Annotated in this window: 23 protein-coding genes; 2 read left to right on the top strand and 21 right to left on the bottom strand. The window is 63.9% G+C overall.

Annotation, left to right across the window (positions count from 1 at the left end; all coding sequences use genetic code 11):
- Positions 1-31: 31 nt before the first annotated feature.
- The 10 genes from nac to L8F45_RS30060 all read right to left on the bottom strand — a co-directional run bounded on the left by nac (position 32) and on the right by L8F45_RS30060 (position 10,105).
- Positions 32-976, bottom strand: coding sequence for a nitrogen assimilation transcriptional regulator NAC (gene nac, locus L8F45_RS30105; protein WP_342364368.1), 945 nt, complete (start codon positions 974-976; stop codon positions 32-34).
- A 362-nt stretch (positions 977-1,338) separates the two neighbouring features.
- On the bottom strand, positions 1,339-1,776 hold the full coding sequence (locus L8F45_RS30100) for a type II toxin-antitoxin system VapC family toxin (protein ID WP_425330074.1): 438 nt from the start codon (positions 1,774-1,776) through the stop codon (positions 1,339-1,341).
- Positions 1,776-2,027, bottom strand: coding sequence for a type II toxin-antitoxin system Phd/YefM family antitoxin (locus tag L8F45_RS30095; RefSeq protein WP_342364366.1), 252 nt, complete (start codon positions 2,025-2,027; stop codon positions 1,776-1,778). The genes L8F45_RS30100 and L8F45_RS30095 overlap by 1 nt, the downstream gene beginning before the upstream one ends.
- Positions 2,028-2,352: 325 nt before the next feature.
- Positions 2,353-2,703: a hypothetical protein gene (locus L8F45_RS30090; protein WP_342364365.1), complete on the bottom strand. Its 351-nt coding sequence runs from the start codon at positions 2,701-2,703 to the stop codon at positions 2,353-2,355.
- Between the two features lie 88 nt (positions 2,704-2,791).
- Complete coding sequence (gene repC, locus L8F45_RS30085) at positions 2,792-4,270, bottom strand: plasmid replication protein RepC (protein ID WP_342364364.1); 1,479 nt, start codon at positions 4,268-4,270, stop codon at positions 2,792-2,794.
- A 218-nt stretch (positions 4,271-4,488) separates the two neighbouring features.
- Positions 4,489-5,514, bottom strand: a complete 1,026-nt coding sequence (repB, locus tag L8F45_RS30080) for a plasmid partitioning protein RepB (protein ID WP_342364363.1) — start codon at positions 5,512-5,514, stop codon at positions 4,489-4,491.
- Positions 5,515-5,516: 2 nt separating this feature from the next.
- Positions 5,517-6,722, bottom strand: a complete 1,206-nt coding sequence (repA, locus tag L8F45_RS30075; RefSeq protein WP_342364362.1) for a plasmid partitioning protein RepA — start codon at positions 6,720-6,722, stop codon at positions 5,517-5,519.
- A 193-nt stretch (positions 6,723-6,915) separates the two neighbouring features.
- Positions 6,916-7,767: an HTD2 family dehydratase gene (locus tag L8F45_RS30070; protein WP_342364361.1), complete on the bottom strand. Its 852-nt coding sequence runs from the start codon at positions 7,765-7,767 to the stop codon at positions 6,916-6,918.
- Between the two features lie 11 nt (positions 7,768-7,778).
- On the bottom strand, positions 7,779-8,948 hold the full coding sequence (locus L8F45_RS30065) for an acyl-CoA dehydrogenase family protein (RefSeq protein WP_342364360.1): 1,170 nt from the start codon (positions 8,946-8,948) through the stop codon (positions 7,779-7,781).
- A gap of 14 nt (positions 8,949-8,962) precedes the next feature.
- Positions 8,963-10,105, bottom strand: a complete 1,143-nt coding sequence (locus L8F45_RS30060; RefSeq protein WP_425330073.1) for a CaiB/BaiF CoA transferase family protein — start codon at positions 10,103-10,105, stop codon at positions 8,963-8,965.
- Between the two features lie 164 nt (positions 10,106-10,269).
- On the opposite strand from L8F45_RS30060, the gene L8F45_RS30055 reads away from it, so the two are divergent.
- Positions 10,270-10,998: a hypothetical protein gene (locus L8F45_RS30055; RefSeq protein ID WP_342364359.1), complete on the top strand. Its 729-nt coding sequence runs from the start codon at positions 10,270-10,272 to the stop codon at positions 10,996-10,998.
- Between the two features lie 222 nt (positions 10,999-11,220).
- On the opposite strand, the gene L8F45_RS30050 is transcribed toward L8F45_RS30055, so the two are convergent.
- Genes L8F45_RS30050 through L8F45_RS30005 form a run of 10 tightly spaced genes read right to left on the bottom strand, consistent with a single transcriptional unit; the run spans position 11,221 to position 24,425 of the window.
- Positions 11,221-13,092 carry a CocE/NonD family hydrolase gene (locus L8F45_RS30050; RefSeq protein WP_342364358.1) on the bottom strand — a complete coding sequence of 624 codons (1,872 nt, stop codon included), beginning with the start codon at positions 13,090-13,092 and terminating at the stop codon, positions 11,221-11,223.
- A complete protein-coding gene (locus L8F45_RS30045; RefSeq protein ID WP_342364357.1) occupies positions 13,089-14,105 on the bottom strand; it encodes an ABC transporter ATP-binding protein in 1,017 nt (338 codons plus the stop codon). The genes L8F45_RS30050 and L8F45_RS30045 overlap by 4 nt, the downstream gene beginning before the upstream one ends.
- Complete coding sequence (locus L8F45_RS30040) at positions 14,102-15,112, bottom strand: ABC transporter ATP-binding protein (protein WP_342364356.1); 1,011 nt, start codon at positions 15,110-15,112, stop codon at positions 14,102-14,104. The genes L8F45_RS30045 and L8F45_RS30040 overlap by 4 nt, the downstream gene beginning before the upstream one ends.
- The gene (locus tag L8F45_RS30035; RefSeq protein ID WP_342364355.1) at positions 15,109-16,035 is read right to left on the bottom strand and encodes an ABC transporter permease; all 927 of its coding nucleotides are present in this window, start codon (positions 16,033-16,035) and stop codon (positions 15,109-15,111) included. The genes L8F45_RS30040 and L8F45_RS30035 overlap by 4 nt, the downstream gene beginning before the upstream one ends.
- A gap of 1 nt (position 16,036) precedes the next feature.
- Positions 16,037-17,014, bottom strand: coding sequence for an ABC transporter permease (locus L8F45_RS30030; RefSeq protein WP_342364354.1), 978 nt, complete (start codon positions 17,012-17,014; stop codon positions 16,037-16,039).
- The gene (ggt, locus tag L8F45_RS30025; RefSeq protein ID WP_342364353.1) at positions 17,011-18,621 is read right to left on the bottom strand and encodes a gamma-glutamyltransferase; all 1,611 of its coding nucleotides are present in this window, start codon (positions 18,619-18,621) and stop codon (positions 17,011-17,013) included. The genes L8F45_RS30030 and ggt overlap by 4 nt, the downstream gene beginning before the upstream one ends.
- Positions 18,618-19,475: an alpha/beta hydrolase family protein gene (locus L8F45_RS30020; RefSeq protein WP_342364352.1), complete on the bottom strand. Its 858-nt coding sequence runs from the start codon at positions 19,473-19,475 to the stop codon at positions 18,618-18,620. The genes ggt and L8F45_RS30020 overlap by 4 nt, the downstream gene beginning before the upstream one ends.
- Before the next feature lie 26 nt (positions 19,476-19,501).
- Complete coding sequence (locus L8F45_RS30015; protein ID WP_342364351.1) at positions 19,502-21,097, bottom strand: ABC transporter substrate-binding protein; 1,596 nt, start codon at positions 21,095-21,097, stop codon at positions 19,502-19,504.
- 35 nt (positions 21,098-21,132) lie between these two features.
- Positions 21,133-22,728: an ABC transporter substrate-binding protein gene (locus L8F45_RS30010; RefSeq protein ID WP_342364350.1), complete on the bottom strand. Its 1,596-nt coding sequence runs from the start codon at positions 22,726-22,728 to the stop codon at positions 21,133-21,135.
- On the bottom strand, positions 22,725-24,425 hold the full coding sequence (locus L8F45_RS30005) for a M28 family peptidase (RefSeq protein ID WP_342364349.1): 1,701 nt from the start codon (positions 24,423-24,425) through the stop codon (positions 22,725-22,727). Before L8F45_RS30005 ends, L8F45_RS30010 begins: the two co-directional genes overlap by 4 nt.
- A gap of 152 nt (positions 24,426-24,577) precedes the next feature.
- Here L8F45_RS30005 and L8F45_RS30000 point away from each other — a divergent pair, with 152 nt between their 5' ends.
- Positions 24,578-25,357 carry an IclR family transcriptional regulator gene (locus L8F45_RS30000; RefSeq protein ID WP_342364348.1) on the top strand — a complete coding sequence of 260 codons (780 nt, stop codon included), beginning with the start codon at positions 24,578-24,580 and terminating at the stop codon, positions 25,355-25,357.
- Between the two features lie 31 nt (positions 25,358-25,388).
- Here the strand turns inward: L8F45_RS30000 and L8F45_RS29995 are convergent, their stop codons facing one another.
- Complete coding sequence (locus tag L8F45_RS29995; protein ID WP_342364347.1) at positions 25,389-25,868, bottom strand: GNAT family N-acetyltransferase; 480 nt, start codon at positions 25,866-25,868, stop codon at positions 25,389-25,391.
- Positions 25,869-26,041 lie beyond the last annotated feature (173 nt).

The following is a 26,041-nucleotide window of genomic DNA, read 5'->3' as shown; positions in this document are numbered from 1 at the left end:
GGAGCGCGCGCCGGCGCCGCTGGTTCGAGCCTCATTCGGCGGCGGTCTGGACAGGCTTTTGCCAGCGCCCTGATCTCGCCGCGGTGAGCGCGAGATCGAGAAGCACGCCGCGCACGGCGACGGCCGCTTCAGAGAGGGCCATCTGATCGGAGACGCCAATCGAAATCGTGTCTTCGATGCGCGGATTTGCGATGGCGAAGACCGCGGAGCGATGGGGAATGGCGATCTGGTTCGCGACCGACCATGGCAGGATCGCACATCCCGTTCCGTCCGCGACTGCTTCGCGCAGCGTATCAAGCGACTCGACTTCGGCCACAATGTGCGGCGCGCGATGGATGCTCGAAAAGGCCGTGTCGACCGCCCTCCGCACGAAATTGACGCGGCTGGGAAGTAGCAGGGGAATGTCGATAAGCGCGGCGACATCGATCGGGTCCCGACCGTCGCCCGGAAGCTTGATCGCGGGCGACGCGACCAGGAAGAACTCCTCGTCGATCAGCGGCTGAAATTTGACGCCGCGCATGGGGCCCGCGCCATGCATGATCGCCATGTCGAGCTTGCCATTCATGATCAATTCGCTGAAGGCGACGGCGAAGCCTTCGACGATATGCAGCAGGACATCAGGGAATTTCTCGCGCACGGCCTTGAGCAGGGCGAGCGAAATGGTTGAGCCCGCGCTGTAGGGCGCGATCCCCACCGAGACATTGCCAGAGAGCGACGCCGATGCGCGTTTCACGTCGCTCTCGCATTGCTCGAACTGCTTCAAGAGCGCCTGCGCATGGCGATACAGCACGCGCCCCGCTTCCGTCGGCGTGACGCCGTGGGGTCCCCTGATCAGCAGCTTCTGCCGGAAATAGGATTCGAGGCTGGCGAGCTGCTGGCTGAGCGCAGGCTGGGCGATATTGAGAGCCGCCGCCGCCCGCGTGAGGCTGCCGGTGTCGACGATCTTCAGGAAGGACCTGAGCCGGCGCAAATCCATTGTCGGCGATCTCCCCCGCCTCACTCACCAACAGCCGGTCTCTCCGCGCGTCCCGGTTTCGCGGAAAACGACAGGCCAACTGCAATTCTATGACGTTTCGGTCGAAAGGCTATCGGATCGCGGCCGCTTCATTCATCCGCGTCAGGGAAGCTCGCGCGGCCATGGAAACATCCGGCCTATAATCACCTGATAACCCTAATACTCGCGATCTCTATTGAAGCTAACAAGGCTTTCTCCACCGTCACATCGGGCTCTAAAGATGCTCTTCATCACTATCGATAACGACGGCTTATCGGCAGTTAACATCCACGCCCGATGGCCAGCCCGCCGCGCCCTTTTCCACGCCCGTCGGAGGGAACGAGCTAGCCGCCGGCCTGCTGGCTGGCGTCCCAGGGATTGATAATACGGACGCCGGTCGGGGCGAAATCAGCGACGTTGCGCGTCACCATGATCATGTTGTGGGCGAGCGCGGTCGCAGCGATCAGCGCGTCCCGCTCCGGCCGCGGATTCGCCGCGTGAAGCCGGGCGGCGCGCAGGGCGACGGCCGCATCAACCGGCAATGTTCGTTCGGCGAATTCAGGCTGAACCTGCCGCTCCATCCAGGATCGCAGTCGCGCCCCTTGAGCCGGGTCCCTTCGCTCAAGCAGGAGGACGCCCAGTTCGACCTCCATCAAAGTGATCGCCGAGAGATAAAAGCTTGTCGCATCGCCGCCGGAGAGCCACGCCACAACACGCGCGTCGGCCCTCCCATCCCCGGCTTTACGAAGCTCCGCGATTACATTGGTGTCGAGCAGAAACATCAAAAATCCGCCGGCCGCGCCAGATCGCGCAAGTGCGGAAACTCCACTTCAAGATCGGCCAATCCGGGCATCGAGAGCGCCTCGACCAAGCTCCGCTTCCCGCCAGCCAGCCGCTCATACTCGTCATAGGTCAGCAGCACATGCGACGGCCGCCCTCGGTTGGTGATGATCACCGGACCGGTATGAGCCGCCCTCTGAGCCAGATTGGCGTTCTGCTGAAATTCGCGGCTGGAAAGCGTTGTCGTAGCCATCGCCGATCTCAGTTGTTGGTACATTAGAACATAGTTCTGCGAGTACGGACTGACAACTGCGGAGATCAAGCATGGGCGCCCGGCGGCTCCTGGCGACGCTTTTACCCGTCTGATCGATGTGTTGCTGGAGCGACGGGTCGCGCCCTTCGATGTCTCCGCGGCGAGCAACAGGATTTGCACGATAGCATGCTCGCAGGCGTCGCGCTGGCGCGCCGGTCGATGCTGACGACGCGGAACGTCAGACATTTCACCGACGCCGGCGTCACGATTGTTAGTCCCTGGACGGCCCCATGACCATGGCGCCAGCGCCTTCGCCGATCTGGCTTTAACCGCTCTTCTTCCGCGCGGCCGCTTGCGCGGGCGCCAGGATCACAGAGCGCCACCGCCTCCCATCGGGCCTTCCGGCCCCGGGGTTCCCCTCGTCGCGGCCGGCGGGCGGCCTGACGACGTCGCCGGGATGCTTCGCCACGCGGGCGAAGGCGCGAGCGGTCGAGGGAACGACCGCCAGAGCTGCAAGGACGGCCTCAACGGCGTCAGCCGCCTCAAGGGGGCTGCAGCCCGTCCGGTCGACGACAATCTGCTCCAGCCGATCCATCACGTCCTGATTGCCGTTCGCCGCCATGGGCGGCGGCAGGGCCGTCGGGTCGTTCCAGTCCACCGTTTCGATCGCCGCCATCGCAACCTGCTCCTTTGTTGAGCAGCGATGCGCGGCGGCCGTTAGGAACGGCTCGATCCAACAGCTCAAATTTGAGGGATCGTGGGCTTCACCGCCGGGAAGGTGAATCTTCGCCTGCCGGCCCGCCAATCTTGCGCCGTTTCGCCTTCATCCTTTGGCCGATGAGGGCCATCAGCAGCGGGCTGATCGAGAAGTCGCCCGCGCTCGCCTGCTCGGTCAGCACCCGCAGATACCCGCCGGCCGACCGGATCGCCGGCGAGCCATGGACAGTCACCCGCGGCGGCCCGCCATCCGTCACAGGAGTGGAGACGGCGTCGGACGAACTTTCGTGCCGCTGCAGGATTGCAGCGAGCGCGATCGCCGCATTGGTCTCGCCCAGGATATCAACCGCCTCGGTCCAGGCGCTGGGAGACACGCCAAGCGCCGGGCGCAGCAAGCGGGCGGCGGCCAGGAAATCCGACCAGCGGCGGATTCCGTCTGGCGCCCAATCCCCGATGTCGGGACAGGCGTCGAGCACGAGGCCAAGCGGTGGCGGATCATCCCGATGTTTCGCCGCTGGCGTTGTCCCGCTTTCGGGATCGGCGTCTGGAGGCTGGATTTCGCCCCATGCTTCTTTGGAAGCAGGTTCAAGATCTGGAGGTTGGGTATTTGAATTAGAAAGGTGGCTGACATCAGAGCCGGCATTGCCTGACTCTTGTCCTGAATCCGAAGCGCTGCGCCCCGGCCTCTCGCGCCTTGTCTCGTTATCGCGGCGCGCCAGTTCCGAAACCGCCGCCGTCACGGCTCGCCGGAGTTCACCAAGACCGCTCTCGATGCGCTCCAGCGAAGCCGCGTCATGGACGCGCCGCAGCGGCCCGGCGAAGGCGAGAAGTTCGGCCGCGAAGCGATCCCAATCTCCCGCTCCCTCCCCGCCTTCCTCCAGCCCGCAGGCGATCATCTTGGCGATGTCCCGCCGATGCAGCGAGATGCGCTCGCGCAGCACCCGCATGCGCTGGTGCTCGCGCCTGAGCTGTTCGGCGATGCTCTCGAATTCGCCGGCGCGGGCGACCAGCGGCGTCAGATCGAAGCCGAACGCCTCGGCGAACCCCTCCCCGCTTCCGCGCGCCCTGCGGGCGTAGCGTTTGCCGTTCGGACTATCGCGCCGGATGATCAGCCCGGCCTCGACCAGGCTGGCGAGATGGCGGGCGATCGAGCGCTCGCCGAGCCCGTGGGCGCGCAGCGACAGCTCCCGGTTCGACGGGAAGACCACCAGGGCCGTGGCTGCATTGGGGCCGCCCTCGCCCTCCGTCTCGATCCCTTCGCCCTCCCCTGCCGGCAGGCTGAGCGCGGTCTCGGGATGGAAAGTGAGGAGCGCGTTGAGCACGGCGAGCGCGCGGTCGGACACGCCGATCTCGACGCGCGCTTCGGTGATGGCGCGGAAGAGCTTCCATTTGTGGACGGCCGTCGGCCGGTTCGAGCCAGGATTCGCCGCTTCGGCGATCGCAGCGTCGGCGTTGAGCCGCGCTGCAATCTGGCCAAGCGTCACCGGTCGCCGCCCGAAAGGCGTCGTCGCGAGATGATCTGTCATGGTCTTGCCTATGTCAGGCAAAAGAAGTCCGGCCGCCTTTAACGGCGCTGAATCTCGTCCGAGACTCTTGACGGCGATTCGCGGAAGTGGGATTCTCCGGGTGCTAACGAGAGAGGGCTTCCGGGGCGAAAGTCTGGGGGGCCTTTTCTTTTGCTCGGGTTTCTCCTGGTGGGATACGCGGGGAACAACGGGGCGGAGGCTTTACGCCTCCAAACTCGTCATGAGCCGCCTGAGGCGGCCTTGTATTCGTCGTAGAGCGCCTGCAGCCGCCGCCGGACGAAATCGCCGAAGCGGGGCGCGGTCTTGTCGTCAAAGATCAAGGTGAGCTTGTCGTCCGCCTTGGTGATCTTGGCGGCGCGAACGCCATCGGACGCGCTCCAGCTCTCGGGTTGTACGCGTACAACTTTCTTCTCGCGCAACCCGGCGAGGACGGCCTCGAAGCGCTTGTCTGTATCGAGCGCGGCGAAACTCTCGGTCCCGACGACCGAGCGGGCTTTCCAGCGCATCTCCGGACCGTCGAGCAGATCCATCAGCTCCTGCCAGCGCACGCGGCCGAAGCCCGGCGCCGGGCCGATCGCCTCGATCACATCGGTCGGCACTTTCCGGACGACCGAGATCAGCCGCGACAGCGCGGCCTTGTCGACGTTTAGCGCAGCCATGATGATTTCGCGCGAGAACTTCCGGTCCTCAAGCTGGGCTGCGAAACGCGCCCGCTCGATGAAGGTCAGGTCGGTGCGGCCGCTATTCTCCTGGCCCTGCGCGACGACGAGCTGTTCATCGGTCAGCGCTCTTACCACGGCGCGCACCTTGAGCCCGAGCTCGCGGCAAGCGCGCAGCCGACGATGGCCGAAGGCGACCTGAAAGCGCCCCTCTTCGCCAGGCTTCGGCCGCACCAGGATCGGCACCTGTTGGCCGTGCTCGCGGATCAGCTCGCGGAAGGCGGCGTTCTGCTCCTCGCTCGCGGCCATGCGGTCGGGCGCAAAAGAGGCGTCGATCAGGCCCGTGTCGAGGTCGACGATCGCTTGCCCCGCGATCAGCTTCTGCTCGATCTCCTCGGCCCGCTTCACCTTGGCGTTGACGCCATCAAGTGAGCTGGAAATCGCGCCGAGCGCGCCGGTCGGGCGCAAAGGCCGGTCGAGACCCAGCAGCGGCCGCGCCGCGCGGGTCGGCGCCGGCTGGGCCGCCCGCGCCTGTTCGACTTCGTCCTGATCCGGCGACGGATCGAAATTGATCTTGCGCGCCATGATCAGGCTCTCCCCCAGGCGCGCCGCACCAGCTCCTCGATCTCGCCATTGACGAGATCGAGCGCCTCGACGGCGCGGTCATAGGTGCCGCGGGTGAATTGCTGCCGCTCGACCTCATAAAGGGTCTGCTTGGTCAGGCCGGCGTCGGCGATCGCCGTGCTCTTCAGCATGGGATGGGTGAGCACGCGGTCGCCGAAGATTGAGCGCATGAAGCCGACCATCTGGGTCTGCGGCCCGTCGCTCGGCTCATAGCGGGTGATGAGATAACGCATCCAGTCATAGTTCGTTTGGCCGCCCGCGCCCGCCACCACGTCGAGCAGGCTGCCGGTCATGTTGAGGAACTGCGACATCGACATCACGTCGAGCATCTGCGGATGGATGGTGATCAACACCGCCGTCGCCGCGCTGAGAGCCGACAGGGTGAGAAAGCCGAGCTGGGGAGGGCAGTCGATGATCACGACGTCATAGGCGTCGCTGACCTGGCCGAGCGCCTCGCCGATGCGGGCGAAGAACAGGGAGTCCTGCGTCCGCCGTTCCAGCAGCGCCTTCGGCGTCTCATGCTCGAACTCCATCAATTCAAGCTGGCCGGGCACGACGTGAAGGTTCGGGATGTAGGTCGAGCGGACGATCTCGGCCATCTCGCGCCTGTTATCGTCATAGCGGATGGCGCCGTAGAGCGTCTCGTTCTCGCCTACGTCGAGCTCGGGCTGATGGCCGAAGAGAGCGGAGAGGCTCGCCTGCGGATCGAGATCGACCGCCAGCACGCGGTAGCCGTGCAGGGCGAGAAACTGCGAGAGGTGGGCGGCGGTCGTCGTCTTGCCGGAGCCGCCCTTGAAATTCATCACCGAGACGACCTGCAGCGCCTCGCCATCCCGGCGGCGCGGCGAATAGCGCCGCGCGCCCTTAGCCCCCTGGTCGAGCGCCGCTCGCAGCTCCTCGATGTCCTCGACCGAATAAGTGCGCCGGCCGTTCGGCTGCGCCGGAGGCCCCTTGCCCTCGGAGACGAGCTGCCGGAGATAGCCCTCATGGATGCCGATGAATTTCGCCGTCTCGCCGGGGCTGAAGCGGCGAATGGTCTTCTGCGCCAGCGGCGGAAAGTTGCGGAGCTGATGCGCGCGCAGCCGCGCGGACAGCTCGGCGGCGTCCGCGTTGATAAGCGCCCGGAGATCGCCGGGCGCCTCTGGCTGTGCTACGGTCGACGCCGCCATGGAAACTCTCTGCATCTGCGGAAAAATGAGCTGTCCGTGCGAAAAAGCGCTGATAGCGGAATAAGACCCGATTCTGGGATTCCAGCAAGCGATTTAGGGTAAACGAGAAGTTAACGCAGTGGAGCGCGCGAAAGGTTGTTCGCGTACAACTCTGCCTGGCGCGTGAGCAGACGAGCGCGAGCGCCAGCGGGCTTCAGAACGACGCCTCGGCGCGCATGCAGATCCGCCCGTCGGCGCTCTCGGTCCAGGCTGTCACGCGACCATCCGTTTCCCGGCGCGCGGCGACCCGGAACGCCGGGCCATCGGTCAGCGGCGAGAGACCGCGATAGGAGAAAAGGGCAGGAGGTTTCTCGCCCAGCGTCGCCGCGAGATTGAACAACAGCGTCGACTGGATCGGCCCGTGCACCACCAGCCCGGCATAGCCCTCGACCCCAGTGACATAGGGATGATCGTAATGGATGCGGTGGCCGTTGAAGGTCATGGCGGAATAGCGGAACAGCAGCACGGGCGACGCCTCGACCGTCCAGGTAATGTCGGCGCGCTCCGCCGCGGCCGGGGGCGCTTCCGGCTTCACTGACGCGGCGCCCGGCGCATTGGCCTCGCGATAGACGATGTCGTGGCGCTCGCTCAACGCGAGGCCTCGCGCCGTCGCGATCTCGTGGCGCACGGCGACGAAGCAGAGCGAGCCGGTGCGGCCGATCTTCGCCGACACGTCCTCGATGGTCGAATGCCTGACGACGCGGTCGCCCGCTTTCAAAGGCGCGCGATATTCGATCGTGCCGCCGGCCCACATGCGACGGGGGAGGGGGACCGGCGGGAGAAATCCGCCTTTGGCCGGATGGCCGTCGGGCCCGAGTTCGCTCATCGGCCGGATCGGCGGCGCGAGGCACCAGTGCAGTCCGAGCGGCGCCTCGCCATCGCCGACCTCGGCGAGATGCGGCGCGAAGGTCGCCTCATATTCCGCGACGAGACGCGGCGTGATCACATCCTCCGCCTCTTCCGTGCGGCCGATCCAGCTTCGGAGATGATCGATGTCGAGCGACATGCGCAATCTTGTCAGTAGGAGCGCGGCATGCCCAGCACATGCTCGGCGAGGAAGGAGAGGATGAGGTTCGTCGAGATCGGCGCCACCTGATAGAGCCGCGTCTCCCGGAATTTGCGCTCGACATCATATTCCTCGGCGAAGCCGAAGCCGCCATGGGTCTGCACGCACACATTGGCCGCCTCGAACGACGCGTCGGCGCTAAGCATCTTCGCCATGTTCGCCTCGGCGCCGGGATTGGCGCCGGACTCGTAAAGCCGCAGCGCCTCCTTCACCATCAGCTCCGCCGCGCGCATATTGGCGTAGGCGCGCGCGATCGGAAACTGTACGCCCTGATTCTGTCCGATCTGTCGGCCGAACACATTGCGCTCGCGCGCATAATTCGACGCCTTCTCAATGAACCATTTCGCGTCGCCGACGCATTCCGCCGCGATCAAAATGCGCTCGGCGTTCATGCCGGAGAGAATATAGCGGAAACCCTTGCCTTCCTCGCCGACGAGATTTTCGGCCGGAACTTCCATATTGTCGAAGAACACTTCGCAGGAATTGTGATTCATCATGGTGCGGATCGGCCGGATCGACAGGCCTTTTCCGAGCGTCGCGCGCATGTCGACGATGAAGGTCGACAGGCCCTCCGTGCGTTTCGCCGTCTGCTCGCGCGGCGTCGTGCGCGCGAGCAGCAGCATGAGATCGGAATGTTCGGCGCGGCTCGTCCAGATCTTCTGCCCGTTGACGATGTAGCGATCGCCCTCGCGACGCGCGGTGGTGCGCAGCGCCGTCGTGTCGGTGCCGCTCGTCGGCTCGGTGACGCCAAACGCCTGCAAGCGCAATTCGCCCGCGGCCACTTTCGGCAGATAGCGCTTCTTCTGCTCGTCGCTGCCGTGACGCAGGATCGAACCCATCACATACATCTGCGCATGACACGCCGCGCCGTTGCAGCCCTGACGCTGGATCTCTTCGAGAATCGCGGCGGCGGCGGAAAGCGGCAGGCCCGATCCGCCATATTCTTCCGGAATGAGCACGGAGAGATAACCGCTCTCCGTCAGCGCTTTCACGAACTCCGTGGGATAGGAACGCGTCTCATCAAGCTTGCGCCAGTAGTCGCCGGGGAATCGCGCGCAAAGCTTCGCGACTTCCGCGCGGATGTCGCTCCAGGACTCCGTCTCAGGCCGCGTCTCGCTCATGCGCTCTCCACTTTCTATTCCGCGAACTCGCGCCGAATCGCGGCATTATGTTCGCCGATATCGGGCACGGCGCCCAATCGCGGCGCCTGTCCATTGCGGATCGCCGGCGGCGCGATGATGGAAGCGTCGCCGCGTGACGTGCTGATAGAAACGCGGCGCAGCGCCGGATGATGCGCGAGATCATCGAGGCCATTGACGAAGCCATAGGCCGTTCCCGCTTCCGTCAGAAGCGACGCCGCCCGTTCGCGCGTCATCTCGGCGAAGACAGATGCGACGCGCGCATCGACGACGGCGCGATTGGCCACGCGCGCAGTGTTGCTTTCGAATCCTGACTGCGCGGGAAGATCGGGCGCGCGCAGAACGGTCTTGCAGAAATTCGCCCATTCGCGCTCGTTCTGGATCGAGATCAGCACAAGCTTCTCGTCCTTCGTCGCGAAGGCGCCGTAAGGACAAATAGAGGGATGCGCGAGGCCGACGCGTTTTGGCGCGACGCCCGTTCCCTCGAAATACAGCAGCGGCACATTCATCCAGTCCGCCATGCCGTCGAACAGGCTCACTTCAAGCTTCGCGCCTTCGCCCGTGACGCTGCGCGCGACCAAGGCTTCGAGCACGGCCGCATGAGCGGCCATGCCGCAGGCGATGTCGCAGACGGAGACGCCAACGCGGCCGGGGCCGGCGGGATGGCCGGTGATTTCGGCCAAGCCGCTCTCGGCCTGCACGAGGAGATCATAGGCCTTCATCTCCTCATAGGCGTGGCCTGAGCCATAGCCTGTGATGTCGACCGTGATCAGCCTGTTATAACGCCTGCGCAATTCATCCGAGCCGAAGCCGGCGCGCGCCGCGGCGCCTGGCGCCAGATTCTGGATGAACACATCGGCCTTCCCAAGCAGGCGATGCAGCAGGGCGGCGTCAGCGTCGTTCTTGATGTCGGCGACAAGGCTCTCCTTGCCGCGATTGAGCCAGACGAAATAGCTCGCGAGACCATTCACGGACGTGTCATAGCCGCGCGCGAAATCGCCCTCGGCGCGTTCGATCTTGATGACGCGCGCGCCGGCGTCCGCCAGTCGCGAGGAGCAATAGGGCGCGGCGACCGCCTGCTCCAGCGCGACCACGAGAAGGCCGGAGAGAGGCCTGTGCGCGTGCAAATCCGAGGTCACCGTGAAGCGCTCCTGACTCGGTGAGTTTCAACGTCCCTTTACGAAATGAAAATAGCCTATCTGGCGTCGGGCGTATTGGGCGCCTCGATATTGGATCAATTGCGTGTGTTTCGGACGATGAACGATTGATGCCTGATCGAACAGCCGACATATGTGACGCGCATATGTGGACCTATCGCCGCCATCTGCGAGATATAAACCGCGTCTTGGCCGAGGAATATATAGGCCAGCATGCTCAGCATGTGTCAGCGGCTTTTGAAAAATTGGCCGAAGCCGTTCCTGTTGCCCTTGCTATTGCGCAGCTTCACGGAACAATTCGTCACTCTCCTGCGAGAAATTTCTGGCCGGTCATCCGCGAAACAAAAGGCATGCTTCTCATTCGATCAACCGACACCGGCCAGGAATGCCCTTGGCCATGGAAGCCTACAAAAAGGGGCAATATGCGCTACGAGCTGCCCGGGCGTCTCCTTTTCTCACCATGGCCGCCAAATTTCCGTCGCATGCTGCACAGTGCTTTGATCGAACTTCAACAAGTGATGGATAATATCCAAACTCTGGCGAGTAAGAGTGATGCTTCAGTCACACACCTTCCTTATTCCATCTCGCGCGCAACACAGCGAGCCGAGCGCCTCATTCCCGAAATCAAAGCGTTTCAGGAGTTTGCGATGCCCGCCAGCGTAGCCGCTCTGGATAGATGGTCCCGTGAATCACGGCGCAGTTCGAATATTGTATTACGGATTTTACAAGGAACGCTTGTCTACAACGATGGCCCAGATCGTTGCGAAATTAAGCTCCCCAACGCCCTCACAAGTCCTCTCCTTGAACCTTCGACGCCAGATCGCGCGTTGGAATTGCATTTGGTCCGGGCTGGAGCGCAATCTTATTACCCATAGGCTGGAGCTTGATGAATTTGGATTGAATCATCCCGCTGTCATCCCGGGACGCGCGCAGCGCGGGCCCGGGACCCATTACGCCGCTGCGCAATTGCTTGGGTTCCGGGCTCGCGCCTTCGGCGCGCCCCGGAATGACAGCGGAAATATTCAAAGCTGATCGCGTCATGCTTTAGGCGAACGCCAGCCTCTGCGCTCTCTCGACTTTCGCGCCCGCCCGCGCAATCACCCCAGCGTTCGCACGATCAACCGCGACGGACGCTCGCGATCGAAATGGACGGTGTTGCGCGCGACGCGGCGCGAACGGCCGGCGCCGGCTGGTTCGCCCGTGTTCGGATTGACGTCATATTTCGGAAAATTGCTCGAGGAGATGTCGAGCCGGATGCGATGGCCCGCCTTGAACAGGTTCGCGATGGCGAAAGGCTCGATCACGATGCGCATGATCTCGCCTTCGACGCAGGGTTCCGGCTTCTCGAACGAGTTGCGGAATTTGCAGCGGAAAATTCCATCGGTGATGATCATCGCGAAACCGGCGGGATAATCGTCACCCGGCGGATGCACGTCGATCAGCTTCGCGGTGAAGTCGGTGTCGCGCGCATCGGTCGAAACGAACAGCTCGACTTCGACGGGTCCCACGATTTTGAGATCATCGTCAAGCGGCTCGCTCTCGAATGAAAGCACGTCGCGGCGCGCGCTGAGCGGCAGGCCCGGTTTGGTCGAACCGTGGAAGCGCTCGCCCTCGCGCTGGTCGAACGCGCCGCCGGAGAACACCGGCTGGCCGCTGGTCAGCGCGCCGCCGATCGTCGGAACGGGATTGGCGGGATCGAAATCGTAGGTTTGAGATTGCGACGCCGCGGGGGAGGGCGCGTCTGAAAGACGGCCAGCCGCGTCGAGGTAGAAGCTGCGTTCAGCGCTTTCCGGCGGCGGCCAGTCCTCAGCGGAAATCCAGTCGCCGCCATGATCAAGACGGCCCTCGACATTTCGGCGGCCCGAACCGCCGCCCATGAGGAAGAGACGCAGACGCGGCGCCTCCGGCGCGTCATCTTTGCCCTTCAGCCAGCGATCGAACCAGAGGCGGCGGAATTCGAGCCAGCTCTCCGCGATATTGCCGCCAACCGACGCGCGCGATCCGAAATCGACATCGCCGGCGAAGCTGTTGTTGCGGTCGCCATGCAGGCCCGGCCCCATGATGACCTGCAACGGACGGCGGCCGGAGCGCTTGAGGCCTTCGTAATTCTCGAAGGTCGAGCGGACATAGGCGTCGTACCAGCTCGACATCAGCGCGACGGGAATATCTGGAATCTGATCGTAGAACCCGGCGGCGTAGATGCCGACCTGCTTCCAGAATTCGTCGAAATTCTCGTGGCGCCACTGCTCCAGCAGATAGGCCTCATATTCCGGGCTCGCGCGCACCGGCGAGCGCCCTTCCGACCAGGGCATGCAGCCGAACCAGTCATGCAGGTTTTCAGCTTCAAGCGCGCGTTGCGCGACCTTGTCACCCGTGGCGATCGCGCCTTCGCGCGCCTGATTGTAGGCCCATGTCGCCTGCTTCAGTTCGAACGCGCCGCCCTGCCTGATGCCGCAGGTGAAAGCGTTCGAGAAGCCGCCGGAATCGAGGATCATCGTCGCGAGCCCCGGCGGATTGAGGCACGCCGCCGCGAGCTGCGTGTGCGCCGCGTAGGACAGGCCCATGGTGCCGATCCGGCCGTCGCACCAGGACTGCTTCGCAATCCACGCCATCGCATCGAAGCCGTCAGGACCTTCGGAGAGATATTTGACGAACTCGCCTTCCGAGCCGTGGCGACCGCGGCAATCCTGATAGATCACGATATAGCCGTGGCGCACGAAATGCGCGGCGACTTCGGCGCGCAGCATCGGGCCTGACATGCCGATCTCGATTTCGGCGCGCGACCTCTGCGTCTTTCCATAGGGCGTGCGTTCGAGAATGACCGGCGCCGGCTGATTGACCGGCGCGCCGGAGCGCGCGGGTCGATAGATGTCGGTCGCGAGCCTGACGCCATCGCGCATCGCGATGAACACATCCTTGTGGACAACGACGTGCTCGTCGATGAGCTGATGCGAGGGGAGATCGCTCACGCTGTCGCTCCGTCGTTGAGATGACAGGCGCTGACATGGCCAGGCGCAATTTCCTTCAGCGCCGGCGCCTCGACGCGGCAGCGCGCAAAAGCATGCGGACAGCGCGGATGGAAATGGCAGCCCGGCGGCGGCGCGAGCGGGCTCGGCAATTCGCCTGTCATCGGCGTGAAGCTGCGCTTTGTCGTTTCGATGCGCGGCGCCTCCGCAAGCAGCGCCTGCGTGTAGGGATGATTGGGCCGCATGAAGACTTCTTCCGTCGGCGCCTGCTCGACGATGCGGCCGAGATACATGATGGCGACACGATCAGAGATATGCTCGACGACCCCGAGATCATGGCTGATGAAGAGATAGGTGAGATTCAGATTGTCGCGCAGATCCATGAACAGGTTGATGATCTGCGCCTGGATCGAGACGTCGAGCGCGGCCACCGCCTCATCGCAGATGATGAACTCAGGGTTGACCGCAAGCGCGCGGGCGATGCCGATGCGCTGGCGCTGACCGCCGGAGAATTGATGGGGATAGCGACGCTTCAGCGCGGGATCGAGGCCGGCGCGCGTGAGCTGCTGATCGACGAACGCATTCTTGTCGCCGGAGATCAGCCCGTGAATGCGCGGCGCTTCGCTGACGATGTCGCTGACCGAACGGCGCGGATTGAGCGAGGCGTAGGGGTTCTGGAACACCATCTGCACCTTGAGCCGCGCATCGCGCTGCTCCTGCGCCGACAAAGCCGCGCGATCGCGGCCGCGCCACATCACCGCGCCCGCCGACGGCGGAATGATGCCGGCGACGACGCGACCGAGCGTCGATTTTCCGCAGCCGGATTCGCCGACAAGGCCAAGCACCTCGCCCTTGCGCACGCTCAAATCGACATTGTCGACGGCGCGCACGATCGGATGCGGCTTCGCCAACCCCATCTTCTGCGCCAGACGCGCGGCGAAATCCGCGCGCTTGCCGAAGCGGCGCGACACGCCTTTCAGCTCGATCAGCGGCGCCTCCTTCACCAAGGCGCTCATATCGCGACCCCTTCGAGCGGATGGAAGCAGCGATAGGCGCGGCCCGGAATTTCAGTCAGCATCGGTTCGTCTTCACACGCGACATCCGCGCGCGCGCAGCGATTGCGGAAGGCGCAGCCCTTCGGCAGCTTCAACAGGCTCGGCGTCATTCCCGGAATCTGCGTGAGTCGCTGGCCGCGACGGTTGCGGCTTGGCACGGAGCCGATGAGTCCCGCGGTGTAGGGATGGCGCGGCTTTTCCAGCACGTCGCCGGCGCGGCCGGCTTCGACGATGCGACCGGCATACATCACGGCGATATCATCGGCGAGGCGCGACACCACGGCGAGATCATGGGTGATCCAGATCAGCGCCGTGTCGCTTTGCGCTGTGAGCTTCTGCACCTCGGCCAGGATCTGCGCCTGGATCGTCACATCGAGCGCGGTTGTCGGCTCGTCCGCGATGATGAAGTCGGGCTTGTGCAGCAGCGCAATCGCGATCGCGACGCGCTGGCGCATGCCGCCGGAGAATTGATGGGGATAGGCGCTCAATCTTTCCTCAGGCGAGGGAATGCCGACCATGCCGAGCGCATCTCTCGCGCGGGCGCGAGCCTCGGCGCGCGATGCGGGATCATGCGCCTGCACCGCCTCGATCATCTGCGTGTCGATGCGCAGCACCGGGTTCAGCGTCATCATCGGATCCTGGAAGATCATCGCGATGCGCCGGCCACGGATGCGCCGCATCTCCTCGCGCGAGAGACGCGTGAGATCTTTCCCCTCGAACAGGATGCGGCCGCCGACAATATTTCCCGGCGGCTCGACAAGCCCGATGATCGAAAAGCCGGTGACGGATTTTCCCGATCCGCTTTCGCCGACGAGGCCGAGCACCTTGCCGCGCCGGATCGAGAAGGACACGCCGTCGACCGCCTTGAGAGGGCCAGCCTCGGTGAGGAAATGCGTGCGCAAATCCTCAACCTCGATGAGCGGCGCGTCTTTCGCGCGCGGCTCGGTCATCGCAGGAAGCGCGCTCATCCCCGGTTCCTCGGATTGAGCACGTCGCGCAGCCGGTCGCCAACGAGATTGATCGCGACGATCGTCGTGAGCAGCGCGATGCCGGGATAGAGACTGATCCAGTTCTTGCCGGAGAGCATGTATTGATAGCCGTTGGCGACGAGGAGACCGAGGCTAGGCTCCGTCACGGGAACGCCAAGGCCAAGGAAGGAGAGGGTGGCTTCAAGCGCGATGGCGCGCGCCACCTGCACCGTCGCGATCACGATCAGCGGCGGCAGGCAGTTCGGCAAGAGATGCACGAACAGAACGCGCCAGCGCGGCACCGCCAGCGCTTCGACCGCCTCGATATATTCCTTGCGTCGTTCGACCAGAGCCGCGCCGCGCGCCGTGCGCGCATAAGTCGCCCATTCCACAATCACCAGCGCGAGCACGACATTGAGCACGCCCTTGCCGAGGAAGGCGAGGATCATCAGCGCGACAAGGATCGACGGAAACGACAACTGGAGATCGACGAGCCGCATGATCGCGGTCTCGACGCGGCCGCCGACATAGGCGGCGAGCAGCCCAAGCGACGCGCCGACAAGCGCCGCGATGAAGGCCGAGCTGATGCCGACGCCGAGCGAGATGCGCAATCCGTACATGATGCCCGACAGCATGTCGCGGCCCTGATCATCGGTGCCGAGCCAGAACACCTCGCCGGTCATCGCCTCCGATCCCGGCGGCAGGCGGCTGTTCATCACATCGAGCTGCAGAAGATCGTAAGGGTTCTGCGGCGCGATGAAGGGCGCGAGCAATGCGATCGCGATAATGGTCACGAAGAGCACGAGACCGAAGATCGCGGTGGTGGAGCGGAAATAAGCGCGGACGGCGCGGCGGAGCGGCGTCTCCTCGCCGGAGGATTGTGTCGTCGCGACAGGCGCCTGCGAAGCGGCTTGCACAGCCATCTCAGGCCTCCTGCGCTTCGAGGCGCACGCGCGGATCGAGCGCGGTGTAGACGAGATCGACGATGAGATTGATCGTCACGAAGACAACGACGATCATCATGAGATAGGCGACGATGATGGGACGATCGAGCACATTGATCGAGTCGATGATGAGTTTGCCCATGCCCGGCCAGCTGAAGATGCTTTCCGTCACCACCGAGAAGGCGATCACCGACCCGAATTCGAGCCCGATCACTGTCACCACGGGGATCATGATGTTCTTCAGCACATGCACGCCGATGACGCGCAATTCGGTGAGCCCCTTCGCGCGCGCGAATTTGACGTAATCGAGCGGCATGACTTCGAGCACGCCGGCGCGCGTCAATCGCAGCACCAGCGACACCTTGAAGAGAGAGAGGTTGAGCGCGGGCAGAATGAGATGGATCAGACCATCGCGCGTCATGAAGGACCATTGCACGCCGAACAATTCGCCGGTCTCGCCGCGGCCGCCGCTCGGCAGCCAGCCCAGCTGCACCGCAAACACCATAATCAGCATCAGCCCGACCCAGAAGGTCGGCAGCGAGAAGCCGAGGATGCTGCCGGTCATGATGATCTTCGAAAGAATTCCGTCTGGCCTCAGCCCTGCGTAAAGCCCGAGCGGAATGCCGATCAGGATCGCAAGGATGACCGAGCAGAAGGCGAGCTCCAGCGTCGCCGGCAGTCGATGCAGGATCACGCGCAGCGCCGGTTCGTTATAGACATAGCTCTGGCCGAGATTGCCCTGCAGCGCGCCTTTCACGAATTGCAGATATTGCTGCCAGAGAGGCAGATCGAGCCCGAGCTCCTTGATCACGCGCGCGCGCTCGATCTGGTCGGCGTCCGGCGGGATCAGGATGTCGGCGGGATTGCCGATGACATTCACCGCAAAAAACACCAGCAGCGTCATCACGAACATGACGAACAGCGCCTGGATGACGCGGCGGAGCAGCCACGCTGTCATGGCGTCTTCACCATCAGCGCCATGCCGTCGCGCTGGGGATCGGCGCCGCCTTCGAGCTTGTCGCCCACGACGCGCACGCCGTGCAGCGCGGCGAAGGCGTAGCTCTGCGGCGTGCGCTTGACCTTGTAGCCCTTAGCCTCGACCTCGTCGGTGACGTAATGGGGAACACGATTGGAGACGTCGATCACGTTCGACACCGCGACGATGCGCGGCGCGGCGACCGCATCCGACATGCTCATGCCGAAATCGATCACATTCATCAGGCCCTGCGCCATCGATGGCGCGATATAGCTGCCGCCCGGCGCGCCCATCACGATCGACGGGCGATCGTTCTTGAAGACGATCGTCGGCGCGGCCGAACTCGAACGCCTCTTGCCCGGCGCAATCGACGATGCGCGGCCCGGCCGCGGATCGAAGCGGCTCATGGTGCCGTTATACATGAAGCCAAGACCATCGGTGATCGCGCCGGAGGGACTGCCAAGCGTGTGCGTCAGCGCCACCGCATTGCCATGACGATCGATGACGGAGACATGGGTCGTGTCGCGCGAACTTCTGTCGCCGAGGCGCGTCACCTCGGCGCGCTCGCCGCGCTTGATCTCTTCGGCCAGCGCGCCGCAATAATCGCGCGACAGAAGCTTTGCGACCGGCACATCGACATAAGCGGGATCGCCGAGATGGCGATCCTTGTCGATCGTCATCCGCTTCATCGCTTCGGCGAGCAGCATCACATGGGCGGCGCTGCCATGCTCCATCGCGCCGACATCGAAATGATCGAGCATGTGCAGGATCTGCAGCATCGAGAGGCCGCTGCCCGGCGGCGGGCTCGTTGCGATCTTGAGGCCGCGATATTCGCCCCACAAGGGCTTCGCCACGGACAATTCATATTTCGCGAGATCATCCTTGCCGATGAGACCGCCATTGGCGGCCATGTCGGCTGCGATCTCTTCGGCGATCTCGCCGCGATAGAAAATATCGGGGCCGCCGGCTGCGAGCCGCTCCAGCGTGCGCGCCATGTCAAGGTTGACGAGCATGTCGCCCGGTTTTTTCGGCGCGCCGTCAGCGCGAAAATAGATGTCGCGTCCCGTCTTGCTGAAACGCAATTTGTCGATCGTGTTGACCTGGCCGCTCGCACTCTGGTCCTGCGTCCAGAACCAGTGCATGTGCGGCCTCACCATCACGCCGCGCTTCGCCATGGCGATCGCGGGCTTGATGAGATCGGCCCAGTCGAACGTGCCGTAGCATTCGAGCGCGGTCGCGTAGCCCTTGACGCTGCCCGGCGTGCAGGCGGCGAGATAGCCGATCTCGCTTGCATGATCCTTAAGGAGAAAAGCGAAGCCGTCGCGCGACTGGCCGACCAGCTTCTCGGTCCACATATCGGGCGTCGCCTTGAGCGACGCGCGCGCATAGAATTCGAGAATCTCATGCGCGCCGCCGGCCATATAGACATGCATCGAGCCGAAGCCGCCGACGCCGGCCATCTGCGGATCGACGACGCCCTGCATGAAGGCGCAGGCGAGCGCCGCATCGACGGCGTTGCCGCCGCGCTTCAGCACCAATGCGCCGGCTTCAACAGCTTCCGGCTGCGGCGCGACGATCATCCCGCTCATTTCGCGGCGCCTCGACGCGTCGCCAGCACGCTGGCGAGGAAGTCCTGCACCTTGCCAAGCGTCTTCATGCGGTCGTGCGAGACGCCCGGCAGGAGATCGAAGCGCACTTTCACGCCGGCCTTCTCGAAGGAATCGCGCAAGGCCGCGAGGCGTTCAGGCCGCGTGCGGCCCGCGTCGTTCGCGCCTTGCATCCAGTAGGTTCCGCCCTCGCGATGGGTGATCTCCCAGGTTTCGAGATCAGCGTCGCCGACGATCATCTGCACCGGAATTTTCGCCATCGCCGCCGGATCGAAATCGACGCCGAATGTCTCCTTGAGATTGCGCACGCCGACCCACCAGTCGCGCGAGGGGTCAAGCAACGTCACCGAACCCGGCGCGCCGATCGAAGCCGCCCATAATTTCTTCGGATGCAGGATGGCGAAGCGATGCGAGAAATGTCCGCCGCCGGAGAAGCCGAAGATCGAGAACTGGCTCCAGTCCTGCTTGTATTTCGCCGCGACCTCCTCGACCATTGCGAGCAACACCTTGTCGTAGCGGATGTCGCCTTCCCGCATGTATTTATAGCCGTTGCGCGCATCATCGCCGCGCACGCCGACCGGGAAGACCGGGCAGAGAATGGCGCAATTGTTCCAGCGGCCGAAGGCGGAGAAGCCGTCGCGGAAATCGAGGAACGAGGTGCGGCCCGAGCCGTGAACCGCGACGAGCAGGTCGACCTTGGCGCCGTCGGCCGCGGCGGGCGGCACATAGAGACAATAGTGGAAGCGCGGATCAGCCTTCGAGGCGAACATCACCGTCGGGCCGAAATCATAGAGCGCTTTCGCCCGGTCCGCCGCCACATCCTTCGTCATGATCATCGTCGAGTTCCGTTTCCTTGCGCCGGTCAGGCCTTACGCGTCACATCCATGGCGAGCGTGTATTGATCCGCGCGCGGCGTGAACGCGATGTCCTTGCGCGCGCCGAGCACCAGCACCTCGTGATGCAGCGGGATGACCGCGACATCGTTGAAGACGATCTCGCTGGCTTCGGCGAGCAGCGCGTTGCGCCTGCCATCATCGAGGATCTTCATCGCCGCTTCGAGCTTGGCGTCGAGCGCGGGATTGGAATAGCGGCCGGAATTGCTCGCGCCGGTTCCTGCGGTCGGATTGTACGTCGCGCTCACCGCCAGCAGCGGGTTCGACGTCTCGCCGGTGTTGACGCCCCATGAACTCAGATTGACCGCAAATTCATGCGCCGTGCTCTTGGTCGAATAGACCGACCAGGGCATGACCTCGACCTTCGTTTCCACGCCGATGCGCGTGAACATCTGCGCGATCACCTGCACGATCTTGGCGTCATTGACGATACGATCGTTCGGGCCATGGATGGTGAGCTTGAAGCCCTGGGGATAGCCGGCCTCTGCGAGCAACGCCTTCGCTTTCACAGGGTCGTAAGGCGCAGGCTTCACGTTCGGCGAGGTGCCGGGCGCGCCGGGCGGCAGGAATTGCGAGGCGGCGACGGCGTTGTTCTCCATCACGCGCTCGACGATCGCCTGCCGGTTGATCGCCATGGAAAGCGCCTGGCGCACGCGCTTGTCCTTCAGCGGATTCTTCGGCAGCGGCTTGCCATCCGCGCCGGTGATGAAGGGCTGCACGTCATGATCGGAATCGATCGTGAGATAGACGAAACGACTCGACACGCCGCGAATGATCTGGAAGCGCGCATCCTTCCTGATGCGCTCAAGCCCCTCATAAGGCGCCTGCTCGATGATATCGAGATCGCCTGAAAGCAGCGCCGCAAGCCGCGCGCCGGCGTCGGTGACGATGCGCAGCGTGACCTCCGACCATGGCGGCTTCGGCCCCCAATAATGCGGATTGAGCGCAAGCACGATCCGCGAGCCCGGGACATATTCCTTGTAGATGTAAGGCCCGGTGCCGATCGAGGCGCGGCCGGCGTTGAATTCCGGGCTTGGCGCGTCCTTGAATTTCGCCGCGATGATGCGGATGCGGCCAAGCGAATTCGGCAGCAGCGGATCGGGCGATTTCGTCTCGATGATCATCTTGCCGGGCGACGGCTCAGTGATCGATTTGATGCTTCTGGTGTAGGTGCGGAAGGAGGCCGCGCTCGGGATGGTCGCCGCGCGATCGATCGAAACCTTGATGTCCTCGATCGTCAGCGGCGAACCATCGGAGAATTTCACGTTCGGCCGCATCGTGAATTCCCAATGCGTATCGTCCAGCACCTTCCAGGATTCGGCGAGGCCCGGCTGCGAGCGCGACTGGAAATCATTGGCGACAATGGCGTCGAACACATGGGTCGAAACCATATTGTTCGGCGCGTTGCTGAGGAGATGCGGATCAAGCGTGGTGTTCGGCGCCGACATGCCGACGCGCAGCGTGGCCTGCTGCTGCGCCGCGGCGGACGCGATCCACGACGGCGCCTGCGATGCGGCGAAGCCGCCGAGCAATCCATGGAGCAGCGTTCGGCGTGATGCGGTCATTCCAAACCTCCCAATGATCTTGCGCCTACAGAGCGCTATTGCGCCGGCCGGATTCTGGTCGCCAGCGTATATTGATCGCCGCGCGGCAGAAGCGTCAGCTTGCGGCTCACGCCCCAGGACGATTTCAGGAAATAAATCGGAAACACGCCGTTCTCGGCCATGGCGATCCTTGTCGCCTCCCAGACGAGCTTTTCCCGCGCCGCATCGTCAAGAGTCTGCTGCGACAATTCGGTCAGCCGATCGACTTCCGGGTTGGAGTAGCGGCCGCGATTATTGCCGCCATGGCCCTTCGCCGCATCGACCGTCTCGACAAGCGTGACGAGCGACTGGATGGGATCGCCGCTCGAACTGCCGAAGATCGACATGGCGGCGGAGAATTCCGGCTCGCCATTCGGCCCGCCAGAATTGGCGCGCCGGAAGAAGGTTGCGCTCGGCAAGCCCTCGACCTTGCTGCGCACGCCGATCGCGGTGAGCATCGAGCCAATCGCCTGACAGGTCTGGATATCGCCGGAGAAGCGATCATTGAGGCAGTGTAAAGTGAGTTCGAAGCCGCGCGGCCAGCCGGCGTCGGCGAGTATCTGTTTCGCTTTCTGCGGCTCGTAGGGCAGGGGCTTCAGCGAAGGATCATGCCCTGCGAAGCCGGGCGGCGCGAATTGTCCCGCGGGCTCCGCGCCGCCATCCATCACGCGATCGGCGAGCGCCTGCCGGTTGACGCCGCGGCTCATCGCTTCGAGCACGCGCGTGTCTTTGAGCGGATTTTTCGCGAGCGGCTTGCCGTCGGCGGCGCGCACGAAGGGCGAAACATCGCGGAAACGATCCAGCGTCATGTAGAGCATGAAGATCGAGGTGTCGGCGACAAGCCGCGCCGAGGCGCTGTCCTTCACCCGCGCAAACAGGCTGCCGGGCACGGCGTCGATCACATCAACCTCATTCGACAGAAGCGCCGCGACGCGCGCGCTGTCATTGCCGATGAAGCGGATCGTGACTTTCGCCCAGGGCTCGACGCCGCCCCAGTAGTTCTCGTTGCGCTCCAGCACGATTTCCTGATTCGGAACGAAGCGCACCCAGCGATAGGGGCCGGTGCCGATGGAGAGCGCGCCTGTGTTGAAGCCTTCGGCCGGGGCGCCCTCGACAAGCTTCGCCGACACCATGCCGAGCGTCGACAGATTCGAGATCAGCAGCGCCGACGGCTGCGACGTCCTGATGCGCAAGGTGTGGTCATCGACGATATCGAAGCCGACAATGTCTTTCAAATAATGGCGATAGGTCCTGACGCCGGTGATCGCCTGCGCGCGCTTGATGGAAAATTCGACATCGCGCGCGGTGAAGGGCGTTCCATCATGGAATTTGACGTTCTGGCGGAGCTTGAACTCCCAGGTGGTCGGATCGATCAAGCGCCAGCTCTCTGCGAGGCCGGGCAGCGGCTTCAGATGCTCGTCCTGAAAGATCAGCGGTTCGAACACATGCTGCTGCACGTTGCGATTGGGCGTGAACAGTTGATGCGGATCGGCGCTGTCCACAGCCGCCTTCATGGCGATGCGCAAGTCCTGCGCCGACGCGAAGGCAGGCGCGGCAAGAGCGACAAACAGCGCCGCGAGAACGAGAACAAGACGCCTGAAATGGCCGCTCATGCGAAAGCGGCGCGCGCGGCGTCCTCGGCCTGCGAAAGCGCAAACAGCACGCGATTGGCGGCGCGCACGGCGTCGACCTCGGCGAAGCGCGCGTCGTCGGTTCCCGGCGTCGCCTGCGCGAGATTTCGAAGCGCATCGAGCGCCGGCCATGGCGAAAGCGACAGCGCCGCATCGTGAACGAAACGGTCGCCTTTGGTGTAGTCGAGAGGAACCATGATGCGCGACAGGCGCTGGATGGCGCCATTGACTTTATCCGCCGGCAGCGAGGCCGCTTCCGCGCGCAACGTAGTCAGCGCCGCAGACAGGCGCATCGCCGCCTCGCGCAAGTTGCACAGAGGAAAACGTCCGCCGAGCTTGTCCACAAGCTTGGCAAGTTCGCGTTCGAAATCCTTCGCCTGCGCGAGATAATCGATGGGGAGAATGCGATCGGCGAGCAGGCCCCAGACGATGCGCAGCACGATGCGCGTATCGCGCGCGAGATTGTCAGGGCTGATCTTGTCGATGAGATCATGCGCGGTGTGCCACCACCAGCCGAGATCGTTGCGCATCTTCTTCTCGGACGGCGGCTGATAACTGAGACTACCGAAGACCGAGGGAATGCCGACGCCGGGAAAAGAATCGTCGGCGGAGCGGGCCTTTCTGCGCGAATTGAGCGTCTGGCCGCTCTCGATCTTGATCGCCGCCGCGGCGATGTCGAACAGACCGCCGGCGGCGGCTGCATTGTTCAGCACCTCGGCGCCGACCGCGCCGAGGCTGTCAACATTCACATGCGCGACGCAGCGGCGATTGAGTTCACTCCAATGCTGATCGACATACCAGGCGGAGCCGGAATAGCGCCCCTGCGAATGGCCGGACCAGACGCAGACGCGCAGGCCGCGCTTCCATTGCTTCTGATGCTCGGCGCAGATGCGCGCCACCTCGATCGTCGCGACATTGGCGGCGCCATTGTCCATCACGCCCTCGAACCAGGTGTCGTGATGGCCGGAAAGAAGAACGAAAGGCGCGTCCTTGTCGCCATCAGGCGCGGGCAGTTCCGCCACAAGCAGCGGCGTCTTGCGCCAGCCGGTGTCGACAGACGCATGGAGCGTGAGTCGCAGCGCGCCCTTCGCCATCTCCTGACGAAGCGCCGCTCCATCCTCTTCCGAAATCGTCACGACGAGGACAGTCGGCAGATCGTGCTTCGTCTGGGATGACGGGCTGCCCCAGATCGGCGAGATGCACATCTCATGCAGGAGATGATGCGGGCTGACCTGCACGACGCCTACCGCGCCGGCGCGCGAGGCGCGGAGCGCAACGCCGGGCGAAGCAATGCCGTCGGCAAGCACGATGCGGCCGGCGATGGTCTTGTCGGCGAAATCAGCCTCTTCGCCTTCGCCGACATCGACGACCTCGCCAACGAGTCCCGACGCCGGCGATGAAACAGCCATGGAATGGGTGATCGCCGTGATGCGCTTCGCCCCATGCATCACATGAGCGGGGCCGGGAATGCTGATATAGGCGTCGTGCTCGATGATCCCGGTCTTGAAGCCAGCGTCATCGAAACGCGAACGCACAAAGGCGAGGCTTTCGGCCTCGGTCGGCGTCGCCGCGAGCTTCGTCCAGCGCGCGAGCTGTTGCAGGTCGGCCATCATGCGCGCCGAGGACACGGCGGCGACGGGCGGTTCGCCCTCACGGGCAGGCGTCATCTCCAGGGTCACGATCGCCTCCCATCCGCTTCCCGGCCGATGGGCGGGCATAAAGCCGACCAGCCGGCTATGTGTCAATACTGACAAACCATCGTCTTACTAGACGAAACGTCTACGCCACGCTATCGAAGGACCATCAAGGCCCGCGAAGAGCAGCCCAACCCATGTCGACCGAAAATCCCGCCGCTCGCTCCCGCTATTTCGTCGAAGCGGTCGATCGTGCGCTCAGCCTGCTGCAAACCGTGTCGCAGGAAGCCGATCTCGGCGTGTCGGAAATCGCGCGGCGCTCTGGCGACAGCAAGGCGCGCGCGTTCCGGTTGCTGCATACGCTCGAAGCGCGCGGTTTTCTCACGCGCTCGGAAAATGGCGTCGGCTACAGGCTCGGTGTCGCGGCGCTCGCGCTCGCCAATGCGGCGGCCGAGCATTTCGATATCGTGCGATTGTCGCATCCGATGCTCGCTGAGCTTGGCGGGCGCACAAGGGAAACGATCCAGCTTCGTGTGCGCGACGGGCGCGAAAGCATTTGCGTGTCGAAGTGGGAGCCCGGCCGCGACATCCAGGTCAATGCGGTGGTCGGCGGCCGCTCGCCGCTGCATGCCGGATCAGGCAAGGTGCTGCTTGCCTATCTCGACGAAGCCGATCGCGAATCATTTCTGCGCGGCCCGCTGGAAAGGCTTACGCCGAACACGATCACCGATCCCGAGAAGCTGCGGCGGAAGTTCGCGGAGATCAGGAACACGGGCATGCAGGTCAGCCGGGGCGAAGCCAAAGACGATCTCGTTTCGATCACCGCGCCGGTCTTTTCCGCGAACGGTCGTATCGCGGCAGCGCTGAATGTGGCGGCACCGGCCAGTCGCGCGCCGGAATCGCGCTGCGAGGAAATCGGCGAGATGGCGAAGGAAACAGCGCGCCGCATCTCGCAGGCGATCGGATTCTTTCGCTGAACCGAAGGCTCGCCATTCGCGTCGACGTTACTCAAGCCGCCGGCGCGAATGCGCCGCGCCTCGCAGCGACATCCAGCAAGCCACACACCTCCGCGCTCATCGTCATCAGCTTGAATCCCGCGCGCAACATCAATCGTTTCGCGGCCACATTTTCAGCTGAACAATAGGCTTTCAGCGACTGAGCGCCGATTTCGCAGGCGACCCGAAGGAGAATCTTCAGAAGCGACGTGGCGACGCCCATTCTTCGCCAGCCGCTTTCGACACTGACCGCCAACTCGCCGGAACGCAATTCACCGACCGCACGCAACTGGCCATTGTCGAAATATCCAATCATGCGGCTCGATTCGCCAAAGCCCGCGGAGCAATAGGCGTCGAGAAAGGTTTCGGACACGCCTCGGCCAAAACGGCTGCGAAGACCGGCCTCTTTGAGACGGAGAAAATGCGCCATCAGCTCCGGCTGATCGCCTGATGTGAGATGGCGCCAACCCGTGGCGACGGCTGGACAGATCATGATGACCTCGCAAAGTTGCAAGGCCTATGGGCGATCGGATTATCGCTCGCTGTTCCCGCGGAGACAGGGCCTGGCGTTTGCTTCCGGTCTGCGCCGTTTGTCACCGAAGACGCCAGCGCGCCGCAGGTGATCAAATTACGCGTTAGCCCGCAAGCGCAGCGAACTGTCGCGTT

This window comes from Terrirubrum flagellatum (assembly GCF_022059845.1).
Classification (GTDB): domain Bacteria; phylum Pseudomonadota; class Alphaproteobacteria; order Rhizobiales; family Beijerinckiaceae; genus Terrirubrum; species Terrirubrum flagellatum.
This window is presented reverse-complemented; position numbering and strand designations above follow the sequence as displayed.